We start from the raw sequence: 18434 nt of genomic DNA, 5'->3' as shown, positions 1-18434 counted from the left end.
AGTCAGCGCCTTTACGCTCCGGGGTAACAAAGAGGAGGTCAAGCGATGAATACCCGATTCCTTTCGCGTGGTGTCGTAGCGGTCGCGGTGGCGGCCGCGCTGTCCGCCGGCTACGTCGCGGGCACGCGCCACGTGCAGCCGATCACGCCGGCCGCGGCGGCCGCGCTGATGCCGGCCGAGGCGGCGGCGAAGACGGGCATCCCGGATTTCTCGGGGCTCGTCGAGACGTACGGCCCGGCCGTCGTCAACATCAGCGCGAAGCACGTCGTGAAGCAGGCCGCGCAGCGCGGCATGCAGCAGCTGCCGGTCGATCCGAGCGATCCGTTCTACCAGTTCTTCAAGCACTTCTACGGCCAGATGCCGGGGATGGGCGGCGACGGGCAGCCGGACGACCAGCCGAGCGCGAGCCTCGGCTCCGGGTTCATCATCAGCACGGACGGGTATATCCTGACCAATGCGCACGTGATCGACGGCGCGAACGTCGTCACCGTGAAGCTGACCGACAAGCGCGAGTACAAGGCGAAGGTCGTCGGCGCCGACAAGCAGTCCGACGTCGCGGTGCTGAAGATCAGCGCATCCGGCCTGCCGACCGTGAAGATCGGCGATCCGAGCCAGAGCAAGGTCGGCCAGTGGGTCGTCGCGATCGGCTCGCCGTACGGCTTCGACAACACGGTGACGTCCGGCATCATCAGCGCGAAGTCGCGCTCGCTGCCCGACGAGAACTACACGCCGTTCATCCAGACCGACGTGCCGGTCAACCCGGGCAACTCGGGCGGCCCGCTGTTCAACCTGAACGGCGAGGTGATCGGCATCAACTCGATGATCTACTCGCAGACGGGCGGCTTCCAGGGCCTGTCGTTCGCGATTCCGATCAACGAGGCGATCAAGGTCAAGGATGAACTCGTGAAGACCGGCCACGTGAGCCGCGGCCGCCTCGGCGTCGCGGTGCAGGGGCTCAACCAGACGCTCGCGAGCTCGTTCGGCCTGCCGAAGCCCGACGGCGCGCTCGTCAGCTCGGTCGATCCGAGCGGCCCGGCCGCGAAGGCGGGGCTGCAGCCGGGCGACGTGATCCTGTCGGTGAACGGCACGCCGGTGGTCGATTCGACGTCGCTGCCGTCGCAGATCGCCGGGCTGAAGCCGGGCTCGAAGGCCGAACTGCAGATCTGGCGCGACAAGTCGAAGAAGACGGTCGCGGTGACGCTCGGCGCGTTGTCCGACGCGAAGGTGGCGTCGAACGACGGCTCGCCGGTCGAGCAGGGGCGCCTCGGCGTCGCGGTGCGGGCGCTGACGCCGCAGGAGCGCAGCGCGACGTCGCTGTCGCACGGGCTGATCGTCCAGCAGGTGAGCGGCCCGGCGGCGAACGCGGGCATCCAGCCCGGCGACGTGATCCTCGCGGTGAACGGCCGCCCGGTGACGAGCCCCGATCAATTGCTCAGCGCGGTGAAGGGCGCGGGCAACAGCCTCGCGCTGCTGATCCAGCGCGACAACGCGCAGATCTTCGTTCCGGTCGACCTGAGCTGATCCGGCGGCCGGAGTGACGTGCCGGGCGCCGCGGCGTCCGGCTGTCCCTTCCGATTCAAGGAGAGAGCCATGCAACAGCAACGCATCGTTTCACGATTCGCAATCGCGGCGGCGCTGGCCATCGGCATCGTGGGTGTCGCGGGCGGCGCATATGCGCAGTCGAACGGCCTGCCCCCCGTGCATCAGCAGGGTGCCGTCAGCTTCACGTCCGGCGGCGTCGGGCAGGACGAATCCACCGCGTTCCAGCGCAGCGAGTCCGCGTGGCCGCTGGCGCTGCGCTTCACCGGCGCGGGCGGCGAGTTTCTCGCGGACGTTCACGTGCACATCACCGATACGAACGGCACCGACGTGCTGAAGACCGACGCGCGCGGACCGTACATGCTCGTGAAGCTGCCGGCGGGGCACTACACGGTGCATGCGTCGTATCAGGGCAAGGAGGACGCGCGCACGGTCACGGTGCCCGCGAAGGGCGGCGTGAAGGCGGCGTTCACCTGGACCGCGCAGTAGCGCCAACAGGCGCCGGGCTGACCGCCCGCGTGCGGCCGGCCGGGCTGCGCCACGTTGCGCCGCAGTGCGCCGCAGTGGGCATTCCGCGCGAGTTTCGTCGATAATGAAAGCCACGGCCCACGTGCTGTGGCTTTGTTTTTGGGTGCGCGATCGGGCCGGCGGGTCGGGCCGCGCGAACAAATGGGGGTGACGATGTCCGACGCCGTCCGTTCTCGCCTCGAAATCGTGCCGAACCGGCATCGCGTGCGCGTGATCCACCAGGGGATCACATACGCCGATACGCTCGGCGCGCTGACGGTGCGCGAAGCGGGCTTGCCGGACGTCCACTACCTGCCCCGCGCGGACGTGAACATGCGGCGGCTCCTGCCGTCCACGCATACGACCGTCTGCACGCTCAAGGGGCGGGCGACCTATTTCGACTTGCAGACAGAAGACGGCGTGATCGAAAACGCCGCCTGGAGCTATGAGGAACCGACGGAGGCGGCCGGCGCGCTCGCGCGCTATGTGGCGTTCGATGCCGCGCGGGTCGACCGGATCGCCGAGACGTCCTGACGCGGTCCGGCCTGACGCAGCCCGACCTCACGTGGCCCGGCCTGGCGCGGCTCGATTCATCGGGGAGGCAACATGGAACTGAACGACGCGTTGCACGTGCCGCTGGCGCCGTCGATCGTCCGGGACGCGCTGGACGATCTCGCGCTGCTGCGCGCGAGCTTCGATCATTGCGAATCGTTCGCGGCGCTGTCGCGCGGCGAGTATGCGCTGACGCTGACCGTGCCGCTCGGCCCGCTGCGCGCGCGCTACGACGTGCGCGCGCACGTCGCGGGCCAGGAACACGAAGCGTCCGGCCGGACGGTCCGGGCGCTGAACTTCAAGGCGCGCGCGGACGGGCTCGGCGCGCTGCGCGGCCAGATCCGGCTCGCGCTCGTGCCCGACGGCGCGGCCGCCGACGCGACCCGCATCGAGTATTCGGTCTGGGCGACCGCGACGGGCCCGCTCGCCGAGCTGCCCGCGCGCCAGATCGAGAATGCGCTCGGCGAATGGGCGGACGACTTCTTCAGCGAGTTCTGCGCGGTCGTGCAGGCGAAGCACGGCCTTGCGCCGAACCGCGCGCGCAGCGCGGGTGTGCGACGCCATCACGTGTTTCTGCGGCCGGCGGCGCTCGCCGGCGCGATGCGGCGCGGTGCCGCGCCCGCGCACGATCTCGCCGGCGCGCTGACCGGGCGCGCGGCGAGCTTGCTGCATCACCGTACATCGAACCCGGTGCCGATCTGGGCGTGGGCCGCGATCATCGTGTTCGTCGCCGCGCTGCTCTACGCGGCGCGCTGGTTCAACGGCGGCTGAGCGTCCCCGTCAGTCCTCGTCCCGAAGCATCGCCGGGCTCAGCCGCAGCATGTCGAAGCAGCCGTCGACGAGCTTTTCCGCATGCCGCTCCGCGTCGATCTCGTCGGGCAGCATCAGCAGGTCGCGCACGAAGCCGCTGGCGAGCGTATGCAGCATCAGCGTCGCGCGCCGCGTGTCGAGCCGCGCGGGCAGTTGCCCGCGCGCGACGGCAGCCTTCAGGTCGACCTCGATCTTGCTCAGCGCGTCGCTCATCCCCGCGCGATTGCGCTGCAGCAGCGGCTCGAGGTCGGCGACGTACTCGCACTTCATGAACAGGATCTCGAACACGCGGCGCAGTTGCGGATCGCGCGCGACGCCGAGCAGGCACCAGGTCAGGATCTTGCGCACCTTGCCGAGCGGGTCCGGGCAGGCGGCGCCCGCCGGGTCGTTCTTCAGCGCGTCGATCGGCAGCATCACGCGGCCGAACATCGCGTCGAACAGATCCGCCTTGTTCGTGAAATGCCAGTAGATCGCGCCGCGCGTGACGCCCGCGTGCTGGGCGATGTCCGCGAGTGACGTGTGCGACACGCCCTTCTCGAAGAAGACGTGCTCTGCGGCGTCGAGGATGCGGTCGCGTGTCGCGAGCGCTTCCTCTTTCGTGCGTCTGACCATGGCGGGCTCGGGTGATCGATCGGTGTAACCGGATGATAGGGGCGGATACCTGTCGCCGTCGTCCCCCAACCGACATGCTTGCGTTGGGCAACCATTCGTAAGATCGGCGGGACGGAACGTTGCGATGGCGAATCATACATACATTCATGAATGTATGTACAATGCCACCCTACGATCGAATGACTCTAGTTGCAATCAGTTAATATCCCACTCTGCTGATTCCCGCCCTAGTAACAATCTGCCCCTTTGGGTGGCATCTCGTCAGCACAGCGGTCGAGTGCTCATAGCTGTACCCGGCAGTCCGGCAATTCTGGTGTTCGATCAGCGCCGCGAGGCGCATCCGTGCAGCGCTCGGGCCGAGCGCCGCACTCATTCCAATGGTTAACAAGAGGTCGCTCCATGCGCGTCGAACGGGTTCCATACCGCTTAATCACTGTCGCGACGGCCGCCGTTTTCCTGGCCGCGTGCGGGAAAAAAGAAACGGCGCCGCCGTCGCAAACGCCGGAAGTCGGCGTCATCACCGCCGAGCCGACTTCCGTGCCGGTCTACACTGAACTGCCGGGCCGCACGAGCGCCTATCTGGTCGCGCAGGTGCGCGCGCGCGTCGACGGCATCGTGCTGCGCCGCGAGTTCACCGAAGGCGCCGACGTGAAGGCCGGCCAGCGCCTGTACAAGATCGATCCCGCGCCGTACGTCGCGCAGCTGAACAGCGCGAAGGCCGCGCTCGCGAAGGCGCAGGCGAATCTCGCGACGCAGAACGCGCTCGTCGCGCGCTACAAGGTGCTCGTCGCCGCGAACGCGATCAGCAAGCAGGACTATGACAACGCGGTCGCCGCGCAAGGCCAGGCGGCCGCCGACGTCGCGTCGGGCAAGGCCGCGGTCGACACCGCGCAGATCAACCTCGGCTACACCGACGTGAGCTCGCCGATCTCCGGCCGCGTCGGCATCTCGCAGGTCACGCCGGGCGCGTACGTGCAGGCGAGCCAGGCCACGCTGATGTCGACGGTCCAGCAGCTCGACAAGGTCTATGTCGACCTCACGCAGTCGAGCCTCGACGGCCTCAAGCTCCGTCAGGCGATCCAGAGCGGCAAGCTGACGACGAGCGGCCCCGGCGCGGCGAAGGTCACGCTGATTCTCGAGGACGGCAAGCCGTATCCGGAACCCGGCAAGCTGCAGTTCTCCGACGTGACCGTCGACCAGTCGACCGGCTCCGTGACGATCCGCGCGCAGTTCCCGAACCCGAACGGCACGCTGCTGCCCGGCATGTTCGTGCGCGCGCGCATCGAGGAGGGGATGAACGACCACGCGTTCCTCATCCCGCAGATCGGCGTCACGCACGACCAGAAGGGGCAGGCGATCGCGATGATCGTCAATGCGAAGGGCAAGGTCGAGCCGCGCCCGCTCGTCACGACCGGGATGCGGGGCCAGGACTGGATCGTCGACAGCGGCCTGCAGGCGGGCGACCGCGTGATCGTGCAGGGTATCGACAAGGCCCGGCCGGGCACGCCTGTCCATGCGTCGCCGGCGCAGCTCCCGCCGGCGCCGGGCGCCGCTTCCGGTGCCGCTGCCGCGTCGGGCACCGCGCCGGCCGTCGCCGCGTCAGGGTCCACGTCAGCGCCCGCGTCCGGCGCCGCCGCGGCATCGTCCGCCGCGGCTTCGTCCGCGCAATAACCGGGAGCCGGCTACATGGCTAAGTTTTTTATCGATCGCCCGATCTTCGCGTGGGTGATCGCGATCATCCTGATGCTGTCCGGGGTCGCGGCGATCTTCACGCTGCCGATCTCGCAGTATCCGACGATCGCGCCGCCTTCGATCCAGATCACCGCGAACTATCCGGGCGCCTCCGCGAAGACAGTGGAAAACACCGTCACGCAGGTGGTCGAGCAGCAGATGAGCGGCCTCGACGGGATGCTGTACATGTCCTCGACGAGTGACGACTCGGGTAACGCGACGATCACGATCACGTTCGCGCCGGGCACGAACGCCGACATCGCGCAGGTCCAGGTGCAGAACAAGCTCGCGCTCGCGACGCCGATTCTGCCGCAGGTCGTCCAGCAGCTCGGCTTGCGCGTGACGAAATCGTCCAGCAGCTTCCTGCTCGTGCTTGCCTTCAACTCCGAAGACGGCAGCATGAACAAGTACGACCTCGCGAACTACGTCGCGTCGCACGTGCAGGATCCGATCAGCCGGATCAACGGCGTCGGCACCGTCACGCTGTTCGGCTCGCAGTACGCGATGCGGATCTGGCTCGACCCGAACCGCCTCACGAACTACGGCCTCACGCCGACCGACGTGACGAACGCGATCGCCGCGCAGAACGTGCAGGTCGCGGGCGGCCAGCTCGGCGGCACGCCGGCCGTGCCCGGCACGGTGCTGCAGGCGACGATCACCGAGGCGACGCTGCTGCAAACGCCGGAACAGTTCGGCGACGTGCTGCTGAAGGTCAATCCGGACGGCTCGCAGGTGCGCCTGAAGGACGTCGCGAAGATCGAGCTCGGCGGCGAGAACTACAGCTTCGACACGAAGTACAACGGTCAGCCGACCGCCGCGCTCGGCATCCAGCTCGCGACGAACGCGAACGCGCTCGCGACCGCGAAGGCGGTGCGCGCGAAGATCGACGAGCTGTCGAAGTACTTCCCGCACGGCCTCGTCGTCAAGTATCCGTACGACACGACGCCGTTCGTGCGGCTGTCGATCGAGGAAGTGGTCAAGACGCTGCTCGAGGGGGTCGTGCTCGTGTTCCTCGTGATGTATCTGTTCCTGCAGAACCTGCGGGCGACGATCATCCCGACGATCGCGGTGCCGGTCGTGCTGCTCGGCACGTTCGCGATCATGTCGCTCGTCGGCTTCTCGATCAACGTGCTGTCGATGTTCGGCCTCGTGCTCGCGATCGGTCTATTGGTCGACGATGCGATCGTCGTCGTCGAGAACGTCGAGCGCGTGATGGCCGAGGAGGGACTGTCGCCAAGAGACGCGACCCGCAAGGCGATGGGCCAGATCACCGGCGCGCTCGTCGGCGTCGCGCTCGTGCTGTCGGCGGTGTTCGTGCCGGTCGCGTTCTCCGGCGGTTCGGTCGGCGCGATCTACCGGCAGTTCTCGCTGACGATCGTGTCGGCGATGGTGCTGTCGGTGATGGTCGCGTTGATTCTGACGCCCGCACTGTGCGCGACGATCCTGAAGCCGATCCCGCAGGGTCATCACGAGGCGAAGACCGGCTTCTTCGGCTGGTTCAACCGTACGTTCAACGCGAGCCGCGAGAAGTATCACGTCGGCGTGCACCACGTGATCAAGCGCTCGGGCCGCTGGCTCATCATCTATCTGGCCGTGATCGTCGCGGTCGGCCTGCTGTTCGTGCGGCTGCCGAAGTCGTTCCTGCCGGATGAGGACCAGGGCCTGATGTTCGTGATCGTGCAGACGCCGTCCGGCTCGACGCAGGAAACGACCGAGCGCACGCTCGAGAACATCTCGCACTACCTGCTGACCGACGAGAAGAACATCGTCGAATCCGCGTTCACGGTGAACGGCTTCAGCTTCGCGGGCCGTGGCCAGAACTCGGGCCTCGTGTTCGTGAAGCTGAAGGACTATGCGCAGCGTCAGCACGCGAACGAGAAGGTGCAGGCGCTGATCGGCCGGATGTTCGCGCGCTACGGGCGGTACAAGGATGCGCTCGTGATCCCGTTCAACCCGCCGTCGATTCCGGAACTCGGCACCGCCGCCGGTTTCGACTTCGAGCTGACGGACAGCGCCGGCCTTGGCCACGACGCGCTGATGGCCGCGCGCAACCAGCTGCTGATGATGGCCGCGAAGGATCCGACGCTGCAGGGCGTGCGTCCGAACGGGCTCAACGACACGCCGCAGTACAAGGTCGACATCGATCGCGAGAAGGCGAACGCGCTCGGCGTGACGCCGGCGGCGATCGACCAGACGTTCTCGATCGCGTGGGCGTCGCAGTACGTCGACAACTTCCTCGATATCGACGGCCGGATCAAGAAGGTGTACGTGCAGTCGGACGCGCCGTTCCGGATGACGCCGGAGGATCTGAACATCTGGTACGTGCGCAACGGTTCGGGCGGGATGGTGCCGTTCAGCGCGTTCGCGACCGGCCACTGGACGTACGGATCGCCGAAGCTCGAGCGCTACAACGGCGTCTCGTCGATGGAGATCCAGGGCCAGGCCGCGCCGGGCAAGAGTACCGGCCAGGCGATGACGGCGATGGAAAAGATCGCGGCGAAACTGCCGCAGGGCATCGGCTATTCGTGGACGGGCCTGTCGTTCCAGGAAATCCAGTCGGGCTCGCAGGCGCCGATCCTGTACGCGATCTCGATCCTCGTCGTGTTCCTGTGTCTCGCGGCGCTGTATGAGAGCTGGTCGATCCCGTTCTCGGTGATCATGGTCGTGCCGCTCGGCGTGATCGGCGCGCTGCTAGCGGCGACGCTGCGCGGGCTCGAGAACGACGTGTTCTTCCAGGTCGGCCTGCTGACGACGGTGGGCCTCTCCGCGAAGAACGCGATTCTGATCGTCGAGTTCGCGCGCGATCTGCAGCAGAGTGAGAAGATGGGCCCGATCGAGGCCGCGCTCGAGGCGGCGCGGCTGCGGCTGCGGCCGATCCTGATGACGTCGCTCGCGTTCATTCTCGGCGTGTTGCCGCTCGCGATCAGCAACGGCGCGGGCTCGGCGAGCCAGCATGCGATCGGCACCGGCGTGATCGGCGGGATGCTGACCGCGACGTTCCTCGCGATCTTCATGATCCCGATGTTCTTCGTGAAGGTGCGCTCGATCTTCAGCGGAGAGAAGGAAGACGTCGACGATGCGCTGCGTCTCGCGCAGGCGCACTTCCACCAGTCGGAGCAGCACGGCGACGACGACAAGAAGGACCAGTGATGATGCATAAACACGCTTTGACCGCGATGGCGGTCGCGCTTCTCGCCACCGGCTGCACGCTCGCGCCGCACTACGAGCGGCCGGCGGCGCCGGTCGCGCAGACGTTCCCGTCGGGCGGCGTCTACGCGACGCAGCCGGGCGCAGCCGGCGCGCGCAGCGCGAACGGGCAGGCGGCCGTCGACATCGGCTGGCGCGAGTTCTTCGTCGATCCGCGGCTGCAGCGGTTGATCGAGATCGCGCTGAAGAACAACCGCGATCTGCGGGTGTCGGTGCTGAACGTCGAGGCCGCGCGCGCGCAGTACCAGATCACGCGCGCGCAGCTGCTGCCGACGATTCAGGCGGTCGGCTCCGAGAGCCGCACGCGCACGCCGAACTCGCTGCTGCCGGGCTACGCGCGGGGCCTGAACATCTCGACGACGTACAACGTCGGGCTGCAGGCGTCGTGGGAGATCGACCTGTTCGGCCGGGTGCAGAGCCTGAAGGACCAGGCGCTCGCAGAGTATCTGGCGACCGCGCAGGCGCGCAAGGCCGCGGAGATCTCGCTTGTGTCGCAGGTCGCGGACCAGTACCTGACGGTGCTCGCGTACGACGATCTGCTGAAGGTGACCGACGACACGCTGAAGACCGCGCAGGCGTCGTACGATCTGACGAAGCTGACGTTCAGCAACGGCACGAGCTCGGAGCTCGATCTGCGGCAGGCGCAGACGGTCGTCGAGACCGCGCAGGCGAACCAGCAGGCGCAGGCGCGTCTGCGCGCGCAGGCGGTGAACGCGCTGGTGCTGCTGGTTGGCGAGCCGCTGCCGGACGATCTGCCCGCCGGGCTGCCGCTCGATGCGCAGAATCTGCTGACCGACGTGCCGGCGGGGCTGCCGTCGGATCTGCTGACGCGGCGCCCGGACGTGATGCAGGCGGAGGAGCAACTGCTGGCCGCGAACGCGAACATCGGCGCGGCGCGCGCGGCGTTCTTCCCGCGCATCTCGCTGACGGCCGCGTTCGGCACCGCGAGCCCGACGCTCGGCGGGCTGTTCAAGGCCGGCTCGGCCGCGTGGTCGTTCGCGCCGCAGATCGCGGCGCCGATCTTCGAGGGCGGCGCGAACATGGCGAACCTCGATCTCGCGCACGTGCAGAAGCGCATCGAGATCGCGGACTACGAGAAGGCGATCCAGAGCGCGTTCCGCGACGTGTCGGACGGGCTCGCCGCGCGCGGCACGTACGATCAGCAGATCGCCGCGCTCGAACGCAACGAGCACGCGCAGCAGCGTCGCTTCGAACTGTCGGACCTGCGCTACAAGAACGGCGTCGACAGCTATCTGTCGGTGCTGACCGCGCAGACCGATCTGTATGCGGCGCAGCAGTCGCTGATCAACGCGCGTCTCGCGCGCTGGACGAACCTCGTCGACCTGTACCGCGCGCTCGGCGGCGGCTGGATCGAGCGGGCCGGCGAGACGCCGCGTCCGGCGGATCAACCGGTCGACTACGACAAGGCGGCCGCGCCGGCGTCGGGCGCGAGCGCGGGCTGAGCCGGGCGGCCAATCCGCAAACAAAATCCGCAAACAAAAACGCCACGAAGCGCAGCGCTTCGTGGCGTTTTTTTCATGTGTCGCGCGCAACCGGTCACGGTGCGCGCGCTTTTCGTCAGTGCAGGTCGGCGGAGAACTCGCTGGCGGAATGCGCGTCGGCGTCCGTGTTCACGGCCTTCGCGCCGTTGAACACGATGTTCAGGATCACGGCCGACACGGCCGCGAGCAGGATCCCGCTGTGCAGGATCGGGGCGAGCGCGCCGGGCATCTTCGAGAAGAAGTGCGGCGACACGACCGGCACGAGGCCCATGCCGATGCTGACCGCGACGATGAACAGGTTGTGGTGGTTCTTCACGAAGTCGACCTTCGTCAGCACCTTGATCCCGCTCGCCGCGACCATCCCGAACATCACGATGCCCGCGCCGCCGAGCACGAACGGCGGCACCGACGCGACGACCTGCGCCATCTTCGGGAACAGCCCGAGGATCACGAGGATCACGCCCGACGTCGTGCAGACGAAGCGGCTCTTCACGCCGGTAATGCCGATCAGGCCGACGTTCTGCGAGAACGACGTGTGCGGGAACGTATTGAAGATGCCGCCGATCACGGTCGCGAGACCATCGACGCGCAGGCCGCGCACCAGCGTTTCGCGGTCGACCGGACGGTCGACGAGGTCGCCGATCGCGAGGAACATCCCGGTCGATTCGATGAACGTGACGAACATCACGATGACCATCGTCGTGATCGCGAGCGGGTCGAAGTGCGGCATCCCGAAGTGGAACGGCAGGATCAGGCCGACCCACGGCGCGGCGGCGACACCCGCCATGTTCACGCGGCCGATCGCCAGCGCGATGATGAAGCCGACCACGATGCCGAGCAGCACCGAGATGTTCGAGACGAAGCCCTTGCCGAACTTGTTGATCAGCAGGATCAGCATCAGCACGAACAGGGACAGGCCGAGGAAGATCGGGCTGCCGTACTCGGGATTGCCGACGCCGCCCGCGGCCCAGTTGATCCCGACCTCCATCAGCGACAGGCCGATCACCGCGATCACGGTGCCGACGACGACGGGCGGGAAGAATCGAAGCAATCGGCCGACCAGCGGCGCGAGCAAGGTGCCGATGATGCCGGCGGCGATCGTCGAGCCGTAGATGTCGAGCAGGCCGAGGTTCGGATCGGTGCCGATCGCGATCATCGGGCCGACCGCCGCGAACGTGCAACCCATGATCACGGGCAGCCGGATGCCGAAGATCCAGATGCCGAGCGTCTGAATCAGGGTGGCGATGCCGCACGAGAAAAGATCGGCGCTGATCAGGAACGCGATTTGATCTTTCGGCAGTTTCAGGGCCCCGCCGATGATCAGCGGGACGGCGACCGCGCCGGCGTACATGACGAGAACGTGCTGCAGGCCGAGCGTGACGAGCTTGCCTGCCGGCAGCACTTCATCGCACGGATGGACCGTGTTCGTTTGCATCTGTCTCACTCCATCATCTTGTATTCGGGATAGCAGCAAGGTATGCGGAATGTCTTCGCGCAACAAGAGTACGTGGTTCTATTCCGTGCTTTGCAGGTTCGATATGCGGGGGTGGCGTCGGTTTCCGGAGATTACATGGCGGGGCCTGCCTGGCGGTGTGGTTTCCTGATTTATACCCGTGCAAAATGCCGGTCGGCCGGTTATCGGATATCGGTTGCTTTATGGTGTGTATGGGAGGATTCGAATAATGGCGATTCGGGTTGTCCGAAAACGGGAGCGGGTTAACCCGCGAAACCCCTTTGTACGCATGCCGATCGACGCTCTCGCGCGTGCTGGCCGATGCACGCTCTGCGGCGTCCGTTTACACTCGGGCGCTTGTCGAGAAGCGTCATCGATGACGTATTCCGGCAAGCCGTAGGCTGTTTTGCGCACGCGGCGCGCGCGTGAAACGGCGATCATGGCGAGCACGATTTCATTGCCCCGCGCGGCGCGCGTTCGATGCGCGCGGCGCGCGGCCACGTCCCGCTTTGCATGAAGTCGGGCAAGCGCTCAAGCGCTCGCCCGGATCGACACGACAGACAGGAGTCACACACGATGAAGACGAAAGCCGCAATTGCATGGAAGGCCGGCGCGCCGCTGACGATCGAGGAAGTCGATCTCGACGGGCCGCGCGCGGGCGAAGTGCTGATCGAGGTGAAGGCGACGGGCATCTGCCACACCGACTACTACACGCTGTCGGGTGCGGACCCCGAAGGGATCTTCCCGGCGATTCTCGGACACGAGGGCGCGGGCGTCGTCGTCGACGTCGGGCCGGGCGTCGGCACCGTGCGCAAAGGCGACCACGTGATTCCGCTCTACACGCCCGAATGCCGCGAGTGCAAGTTCTGCCTGTCGCGCAAGACGAACCTGTGCCAGAAGATTCGCGCGACGCAGGGCAAGGGCCTGATGCCGGACGCGACGTCGCGCTTCTCGCTCGACGGCAAGCCGATCTTCCACTACATGGGGACGTCGACGTTCTCGAACTACATCGTCGTGCCGGAGATCGCGGTCGCGAAGATCCGCGAGGACGCGCCGTTCGACAAGGTCTGCTACATCGGCTGCGGCGTGACGACGGGCGTCGGCGCGGTCGTGTACTCGGCGAAGGTCGAGGCGGGCGCGAACGTCGTCGTGTTCGGGCTCGGCGGGATCGGCCTGAACGTGATCCAGGGCGCGAAGATGGTCGGCGCGGACAAGATCATCGGCGTCGACATCAACCCGGCGCGCGTCGAGCTCGCGAAGAAGTTCGGGATGACGCACTTCGTGAATCCGAAGGAGGTGCCGAACGTCGTCGATCACATCGTGCAGCTGACCGACGGCGGCGCCGACTACTCGTTCGAATGCATCGGCAACGTGACGACGATGCGCCAGGCGCTCGAATGCACGCACAAGGGCTGGGGCCAGTCGTTCATCATCGGCGTCGCGGCGGCGGGCGAGGAGATCAGCACGCGGCCGTTCCAACTGGTGACGGGCCGCGAATGGAAGGGCTCCGCGTTCGGCGGCGCGCGCGGGCGCACCGACGTGCCGAAGATCGTTGACTGGTACATGGAAGGCAAGCTCAACATCGACGACCTGATCACGCACACGCTGCCGCTCGAGCGGATCAACGACGGCTTCGACCTGATGAAGAAGGGCGAGTCGATCCGTTCGGTCGTGCTCTACTGAGGGCGCGGCGATGCTCGAACTCGTTTCGTCGCACGCGTGCCACGCCGGCGAGCAGCGCTTCTATCGTCATGACTCGGCGACGATCGGCCTGCCGATGAAGTTCTCGGTGTACTTGCCGCCGCAGGCCGCGCACGGCCGCGTGCCGGCGCTGTTCTATCTCGCGGGGCTGACCTGCACCGAGGAGACGTTCGCGATGAAGGCCGGCGCGCAGCAGTATGCGGCGCGGCACGGCCTCGCGCTGGTCGCGCCGGACACGAGCCCGCGCGGCGACGGCGTGCCCGATGATGCCAGCGCGTGGGATTTCGGCGTCGGCGCGGGCTTCTACGTCGACGCGACCGAGGCGCCGTGGTCCGCGCATTACCGGATGTATTCGTACGTCGTCGACGAATTGCGCGAGACGGTGCTGGCCGAGTTGCCGATCGACGGCGCGCGGCTCGGGATCTTCGGGCATTCGATGGGCGGGCACGGCGCGCTCGTGCTCGCGCTGCGCAATCCGGACGTGTACCGGTCGGTGTCGGCGTTCGCGCCGATCGCCGCGCCGATGCGCTGCCCGTGGGGCGAGAAGGCGTTCTCCGGCTATCTCGGCGCGGATCGCGAAGCGTGGAAGCGGTACGACGCGAGCGAGCTCGTCGCGCGCGCGGATGCGCGGAAGTTCGCGGACGGGATCCTGATCGATCAGGGGCTCGCGGATCAGTTCCTCGCGAACCAGCTGAACCCGGACGTGTTCGAGGCCGCGTGCCTGGCGGCGGGGCAGCCGCTGACGCTGCGGCGGCATCCGCGCTACGACCACGGGTACTACTTCATCCAGAGCTTCGTCGAGGATCATCTCGCGCATCATGCGCGGGTGCTGGGGCGGTAGACGAAAGCGACCAGCGATGAAACGCAAACACCCCGCTCGATTCGAGCGGGGTGTTGTTCTTTGGGGGCGCATGCGTCACGCGACATCCGTCGCCTTCAACTTCTCAACTTCCCCAACAAACTCACCGCATACACCGCCGCCGACAGCGTCGTGATCCAGAAGCTCGTCGGCCAGTCCGTGTAGTACGACAGCGTGATGCCGAGCCATGCCTCGCCGAGTGCGAAGATCGCCGCGAGCCACACGCCGTTCGACAGCCGCGTCGCGAGATTCTGCGCGGCCGCCGCGGGCCCGACGAGCAGCGTGAACACGAGCAGCACGCCGACGATCTGCGTGCACGCGGCGACCGTTAGCGCGCAGACGGCGAGGAACAGCGTCGACACCGCGCGCAGCGACACCCCCTTCGCTTCCGCGAGCTCCGGCTGCAGCGACGCGAACAGCAGCGGCCGCGCGATCGCCGCGAGCGCGGCGAGGCTCACGACGGCGATGCCGGCGAGCGTGCCGAGCGTCGACTGGCTGACCGCGAGCACGTTGCCGAACAACAGCGCCGTCACTTGCGTCGCGAACGACGTGAAGAAGTGCAGGAACAACAGGCCGAAGCCGAGCGCGCCGGACAGCACCACGCCGATCGCGACGTCGCGCCCCGCGAGCCGCTCGCCGAGCGCGCCCATCCCGACGCCGGCCGCGAGCGTGAAGCCGACCATGCCCCAGATCGGCGGGATGCCGAGCAGCACCGCGCCCGTCGCGCCGGTGAAGCCGACGTGCGACAGCGCGTGGCCCGCGAACGTCTGCCCGCGCAGCACGAGGAAGTAGCCGACGATGCCCGCGAGCACCGCGACGATCCCCGCGGCCGCGAACGCGTTGATCATGAAGTCGTATTCAAACATCGTGTGAGTGTCCGCTGTCGTGAGGATGCGCGTGGCCGTGGCCGTGATGATGGCCGCCGCCGTGCGAATGGCCGTTGCCGTCCTCGTCTTCGTGCTCGTGGTCGTGCTTCTCGACCTCGACGTCGCCCGACATCACGAAAATCCGGCCGTTCACGCGCATCACGTCGATCGGCGAGCCGTACAGCCGCGACAGCACCGGCTTCGTGATCACCTCGTCGACGGTGCCGAGCGCCGCGACGCCGTTGCCGAGATACAGCACGCGATCGAGCGCGTTCAACAGCGGATTCAGCTCGTGCGCGGAGAACAGCACGGTGATGCCGAGCTCGCGCTGCACGCGGCGCACGAGCTCGACGACGCCGCGCTGGTGGTTCGGATCGAGGCTGATCAGCGGCTCGTCGAGCAGCAGCAGCTTCGGGCCGCCGAGCAGGCACTGCGCGAGCAGCAGGCGCTGGCGCTCGCCGCCCGACAGCTCGGACAGCGGCCGGCGCGCGAGCTGCGCGGCGCCGACGAGCTCGAGCACGCGGTCGACTTCGTGCCGCGTCGCGGCGCTCGCGTGCGGCAGCCCCCAGCGATGCCCGTCGGCCGCCATCGCGACGAAGTCGTAGCCGCGTACGCGCCGGCCCGACAGCGCGCTGCGGATCTGCGGCATGTAGCCGATCGACGCGTTACCGCGCGCGACCGGCGTGCCGCCGACCCGCAGCGAGCCGCCGGCCGTCGGCACGAGGCCGAGGATCGCGCGCATCAGCGTCGTCTTGCCGGCGCCGTTCGGGCCGAGCACGCCGACGAACTCGCCGGGCTCGATCGAGAAGCTCACGTCGCGCAGGATCGTGCGTCCGGCGAGCTCGAGCGTGACGCGCTCGAGCTCGAGCGCATGCGGTGAACGGTTCATTATTTGGTGGTGGCGAGTGCGCGGCCGAGCGCGTCGAACTGACCGAGCTGCCATTGCTGGAAGGTCTTGCCGCGCGGCTCGGTCTCGGTGACGCTGACCGTCGGCACGCCCGAATCGTGCGCGATCTTGCGCATCCGCTTCGTCGTCGGATCTTCGGTCTGGCCGTTGTAGATCAGCACGCGCACCTGTTTCTTGCGCAGATCGTTCTCGAACGCGGCGACGTCCGACGGGGTCGGCTCGGTGTTGTTCATCGTCGCGAGCTGGAAGCGCTGGTTGCGCATGTCGAGCCCGACCGCGGCGGCGGCATAGCCGAATACCGGCTCGGTCGCGGTCACCGGCACGCCCTTGTATTTCGCGCGCAGCGCGGCGACCTTGTCGGCGATCGGCTTCAGCGACGCGACGAACTTGTCGAGGTTCGCGTCGTATTCGGCCTTGTGCGCGGGATCGGCGCGGCCGAGCTCGGCCGCGATCGCGCGCGCGGCGGCGGGCATCGTCGCCGGGTCGTACCACAGATGCGGGTTGTCGCCGGCCTTCTTGCCGATCAGATCGGCGACGACGATCGTCACGCGACTCGGCTGCTTCGACACGGACAGCAGCTTCGCCATCCACGGATCGTAATCGGCGCCGTTGTAGATCACGACCTGCGCCTGCTGCAGCGCGCGCGCGGTCTTCGGGCTCGCTTCGAACAGGTGCGGATCCTCGTCCGGATTGCTGAGGATGCTCGTCACCGCGACGTGGCTGCCGCCGATCTGCGTGGCGACGTCGCCGTAGAAGTTTTCCGCGGCGACGACGTTCACCGGCGCGGCGAACGCATGGCCCGCGACCGACAGCGCGGCGAGGCCGGCCACGAGCCAGCGGAACGGACGCGAAACGGCGCGCAGCGGCGTGCGCGACAGGGCGATGGACATGAATCTCCTCGTGTCGTTGTGATGAGGGAAGCGAGAAAGGGCGCGGCCGGGATCAGCCGCGCCCCGGATGAGTCTTGCAGTGCCCGCAGATGCCGCTCAGCTCGACGACCTGGTGATGCACCTCGAAGCCGTGCGCGGGCTCGCTCTCGGACAACTTCTTCGCGAGGTCCGCGCCGGGGATCTCGACCGTGTCGCCGCACGATTCGCAGATCAGGAACTGGCCTTCGTGCGGCTGGCCGATCTCGCAGCACGCGAAGAACGCGTTCTTCGATTCGATCCGGTGGATCAGGCCGTGCTCGACGAGGAAGTCGAGCGCGCGGTAGACGGTCGTCGGCGGCACGCGGCCGCGTTGCGGCTCGAGCGCGGCGAGCAGGTCGTACGCGCCGATCGGCTTCTGGGCCGCGAGCACGTGTTCGTAGACCTGGCGGCGCAGCGGCGTCCACGCGAGACCGTGCTCGGCGGCGAATGCGTCGGCGCGCGCGAGGCGCTCGGCGATTGACAGGGGGGCATTCATGGCATGGTGCGATGAAACGGATCGTGAGGAGATGATATAACGTATCGTCCCGTCGCGCACGTTCTCTTCGCGTCCCGCCCCTCCCGCGTGCGCCGCACGCGCGGCCACGGAACCTTGTCCCACATCGCCGACGAATCTGTCGTACCTGATCTACGCGCGCGGCCTGCAGCAGTTCGACGTCGGGCTCGCGTCGGCGTTCCGATTTTTGACGAGAAAAATCAGCCGAGTCTGATGGATTTGCGGGATTGAACCCGCTAGCGTGGCCATTTGCCGAAGCACGGAGCGGTTGCTGCAGTAGGCGGGGAGGCGAGAAGTGAAATGGGCGTCAGTGTGTCGCCACGCATTCGGACGGGAGGATTACGGCGAAGAACGTTGGACGGCGCTAGGCTGGATGAAGGCGATGATGGCGGTGGTGGTTTACGTCGAGCGTGACGGGCCGGTGATTCGGATTGTCTCGGCTCGCAAGGCGACGAAGTACGAAGCGAGGCGTTATGAGCAAAGCATCAAAAACTGACTGGAAGCGGCTGGCCAAGCTCAAGGATGAGCAGATCGACACGAGCGACATCCCGGAACTCGATGACGAGTTCTTCGCGCGTGCCGAGCTGCACGTGCCGCCGAAGCAGGCGGTGACGATGCGACTGGATGCCGGAGCCTATCCGGAACCTTGTGTGTGAGGCATAAACTGATGGCCAAGGAGCCACTTTATGCCACGCAAACGCAAGGAAGAAGTGACGATTGAACCGGGCAAGGGCTTGAACCTTGACCCGGAGCTGATCAAGCAACT

At 67.2% G+C, this 18434-nt stretch carries 17 protein-coding genes and 1 pseudogene; 12 read left to right on the top strand and 6 right to left on the bottom strand.

The features are described 5' to 3' along the window. Positions 1-45 precede the first annotated feature (45 nt). The 4 genes from HZI36_RS15200 to HZI36_RS15185 all read left to right on the top strand — a co-directional run bounded on the left by HZI36_RS15200 (position 46) and on the right by HZI36_RS15185 (position 3369). Positions 46-1521, top strand: a complete 1476-nt coding sequence (locus HZI36_RS15200) for a DegQ family serine endoprotease (protein WP_179403475.1) — start codon at positions 46-48, stop codon at positions 1519-1521. Positions 1522-1590: 69 nt separating this feature from the next. Continuing rightward, positions 1591-2028, top strand: coding sequence for a carboxypeptidase-like regulatory domain-containing protein (locus HZI36_RS15195; RefSeq protein WP_179403474.1), 438 nt, complete (start codon positions 1591-1593; stop codon positions 2026-2028). A 192-nt stretch (positions 2029-2220) separates the two neighbouring features. Next, a complete protein-coding gene (locus HZI36_RS15190) occupies positions 2221-2580 on the top strand; it encodes a DUF427 domain-containing protein (RefSeq protein WP_179403473.1) in 360 nt (119 codons plus the stop codon). Positions 2581-2652: 72 nt separating this feature from the next. After that, positions 2653-3369 (top strand): SRPBCC family protein, encoded by a 717-nt coding sequence (locus HZI36_RS15185; RefSeq protein ID WP_179403472.1) that lies wholly within the window; start codon positions 2653-2655, stop codon positions 3367-3369. A gap of 9 nt (positions 3370-3378) precedes the next feature. Here the strand turns inward: HZI36_RS15185 and HZI36_RS15180 are convergent, their stop codons facing one another. Further along, complete coding sequence (locus HZI36_RS15180; protein ID WP_179403471.1) at positions 3379-4020, bottom strand: TetR family transcriptional regulator; 642 nt, start codon at positions 4018-4020, stop codon at positions 3379-3381. Positions 4021-4419: 399 nt separating this feature from the next. On the opposite strand from HZI36_RS15180, the gene HZI36_RS15175 reads away from it, so the two are divergent. Genes HZI36_RS15175 through HZI36_RS15165 form a run of 3 tightly spaced genes read left to right on the top strand, consistent with a single transcriptional unit; the run spans position 4420 to position 10421 of the window. Beyond that, positions 4420-5691, top strand: coding sequence for an efflux RND transporter periplasmic adaptor subunit (locus HZI36_RS15175; RefSeq protein ID WP_179403470.1), 1272 nt, complete (start codon positions 4420-4422; stop codon positions 5689-5691). A 15-nt stretch (positions 5692-5706) separates the two neighbouring features. Further along, positions 5707-8901, top strand: a complete 3195-nt coding sequence (locus HZI36_RS15170) for an efflux RND transporter permease subunit (RefSeq protein ID WP_179403469.1) — start codon at positions 5707-5709, stop codon at positions 8899-8901. Continuing rightward, entirely contained in the window at positions 8901-10421 is a 1521-nt protein-coding gene (locus tag HZI36_RS15165) for an efflux transporter outer membrane subunit (RefSeq protein WP_179403468.1), read from the top strand. Before HZI36_RS15170 ends, HZI36_RS15165 begins: the two co-directional genes overlap by 1 nt. 115 nt (positions 10422-10536) lie before the next feature. Here the strand turns inward: HZI36_RS15165 and HZI36_RS15160 are convergent, their stop codons facing one another. Next, complete coding sequence (locus tag HZI36_RS15160; protein WP_179403467.1) at positions 10537-11895, bottom strand: solute carrier family 23 protein; 1359 nt, start codon at positions 11893-11895, stop codon at positions 10537-10539. 594 nt (positions 11896-12489) lie between these two features. Between HZI36_RS15160 and HZI36_RS15155 the strand changes: the two genes are divergently transcribed. Then, on the top strand, positions 12490-13596 hold the full coding sequence (locus tag HZI36_RS15155) for an S-(hydroxymethyl)glutathione dehydrogenase/class III alcohol dehydrogenase (protein WP_179403466.1): 1107 nt from the start codon (positions 12490-12492) through the stop codon (positions 13594-13596). Between the two features lie 10 nt (positions 13597-13606). After that, a complete protein-coding gene (gene fghA / locus HZI36_RS15150) occupies positions 13607-14455 on the top strand; it encodes an S-formylglutathione hydrolase (protein ID WP_179403465.1) in 849 nt (282 codons plus the stop codon). Positions 14456-14550: 95 nt separating this feature from the next. Here fghA and HZI36_RS15145 read toward each other — a convergent pair whose 3' ends face one another. Genes HZI36_RS15145 through HZI36_RS15130 form a run of 4 tightly spaced genes read right to left on the bottom strand, consistent with a single transcriptional unit; the run spans position 14551 to position 17650 of the window. Beyond that, positions 14551-15339, bottom strand: a complete 789-nt coding sequence (locus tag HZI36_RS15145; protein ID WP_179403464.1) for a metal ABC transporter permease — start codon at positions 15337-15339, stop codon at positions 14551-14553. After that, entirely contained in the window at positions 15332-16228 is an 897-nt protein-coding gene (locus HZI36_RS15140) for an ABC transporter ATP-binding protein (protein WP_179403463.1), read from the bottom strand. Before HZI36_RS15140 ends, HZI36_RS15145 begins: the two co-directional genes overlap by 8 nt. Further along, on the bottom strand, positions 16228-17136 hold the full coding sequence (locus HZI36_RS15135; RefSeq protein ID WP_179403462.1) for a metal ABC transporter solute-binding protein: 909 nt from the start codon (positions 17134-17136) through the stop codon (positions 16228-16230). Before HZI36_RS15135 ends, HZI36_RS15140 begins: the two co-directional genes overlap by 1 nt. A gap of 52 nt (positions 17137-17188) precedes the next feature. Beyond that, positions 17189-17650, bottom strand: coding sequence for a Fur family transcriptional regulator (locus HZI36_RS15130; protein ID WP_179403461.1), 462 nt, complete (start codon positions 17648-17650; stop codon positions 17189-17191). Between the two features lie 121 nt (positions 17651-17771). On the opposite strand from HZI36_RS15130, the pseudogene HZI36_RS27535 reads away from it, so the two are divergent. The 3 genes and pseudogenes from HZI36_RS27535 to HZI36_RS15115 all read left to right on the top strand — a co-directional run. After that, positions 17772-17882: pseudogene (locus HZI36_RS27535) on the top strand (sugar ABC transporter permease); the annotation flags it as partial. Between the two features lie 81 nt (positions 17883-17963). Then, complete coding sequence (locus HZI36_RS15120) at positions 17964-18164, top strand: BrnT family toxin (RefSeq protein WP_343050199.1); 201 nt, start codon at positions 17964-17966, stop codon at positions 18162-18164. After that, positions 18142-18324 carry a BrnA antitoxin family protein gene (locus tag HZI36_RS15115; protein WP_246327093.1) on the top strand — a complete coding sequence of 61 codons (183 nt, stop codon included), beginning with the start codon at positions 18142-18144 and terminating at the stop codon, positions 18322-18324. Before HZI36_RS15120 ends, HZI36_RS15115 begins: the two co-directional genes overlap by 23 nt. The last annotated feature ends 110 nt before the right edge of the window (positions 18325-18434 follow it).

The organism is Burkholderia guangdongensis, assembly GCF_013403875.1.
GTDB classification, from domain to species: Bacteria; Pseudomonadota; Gammaproteobacteria; order Burkholderiales; family Burkholderiaceae; genus Burkholderia; species Burkholderia guangdongensis.
This window is presented reverse-complemented; position numbering and strand designations above follow the sequence as displayed.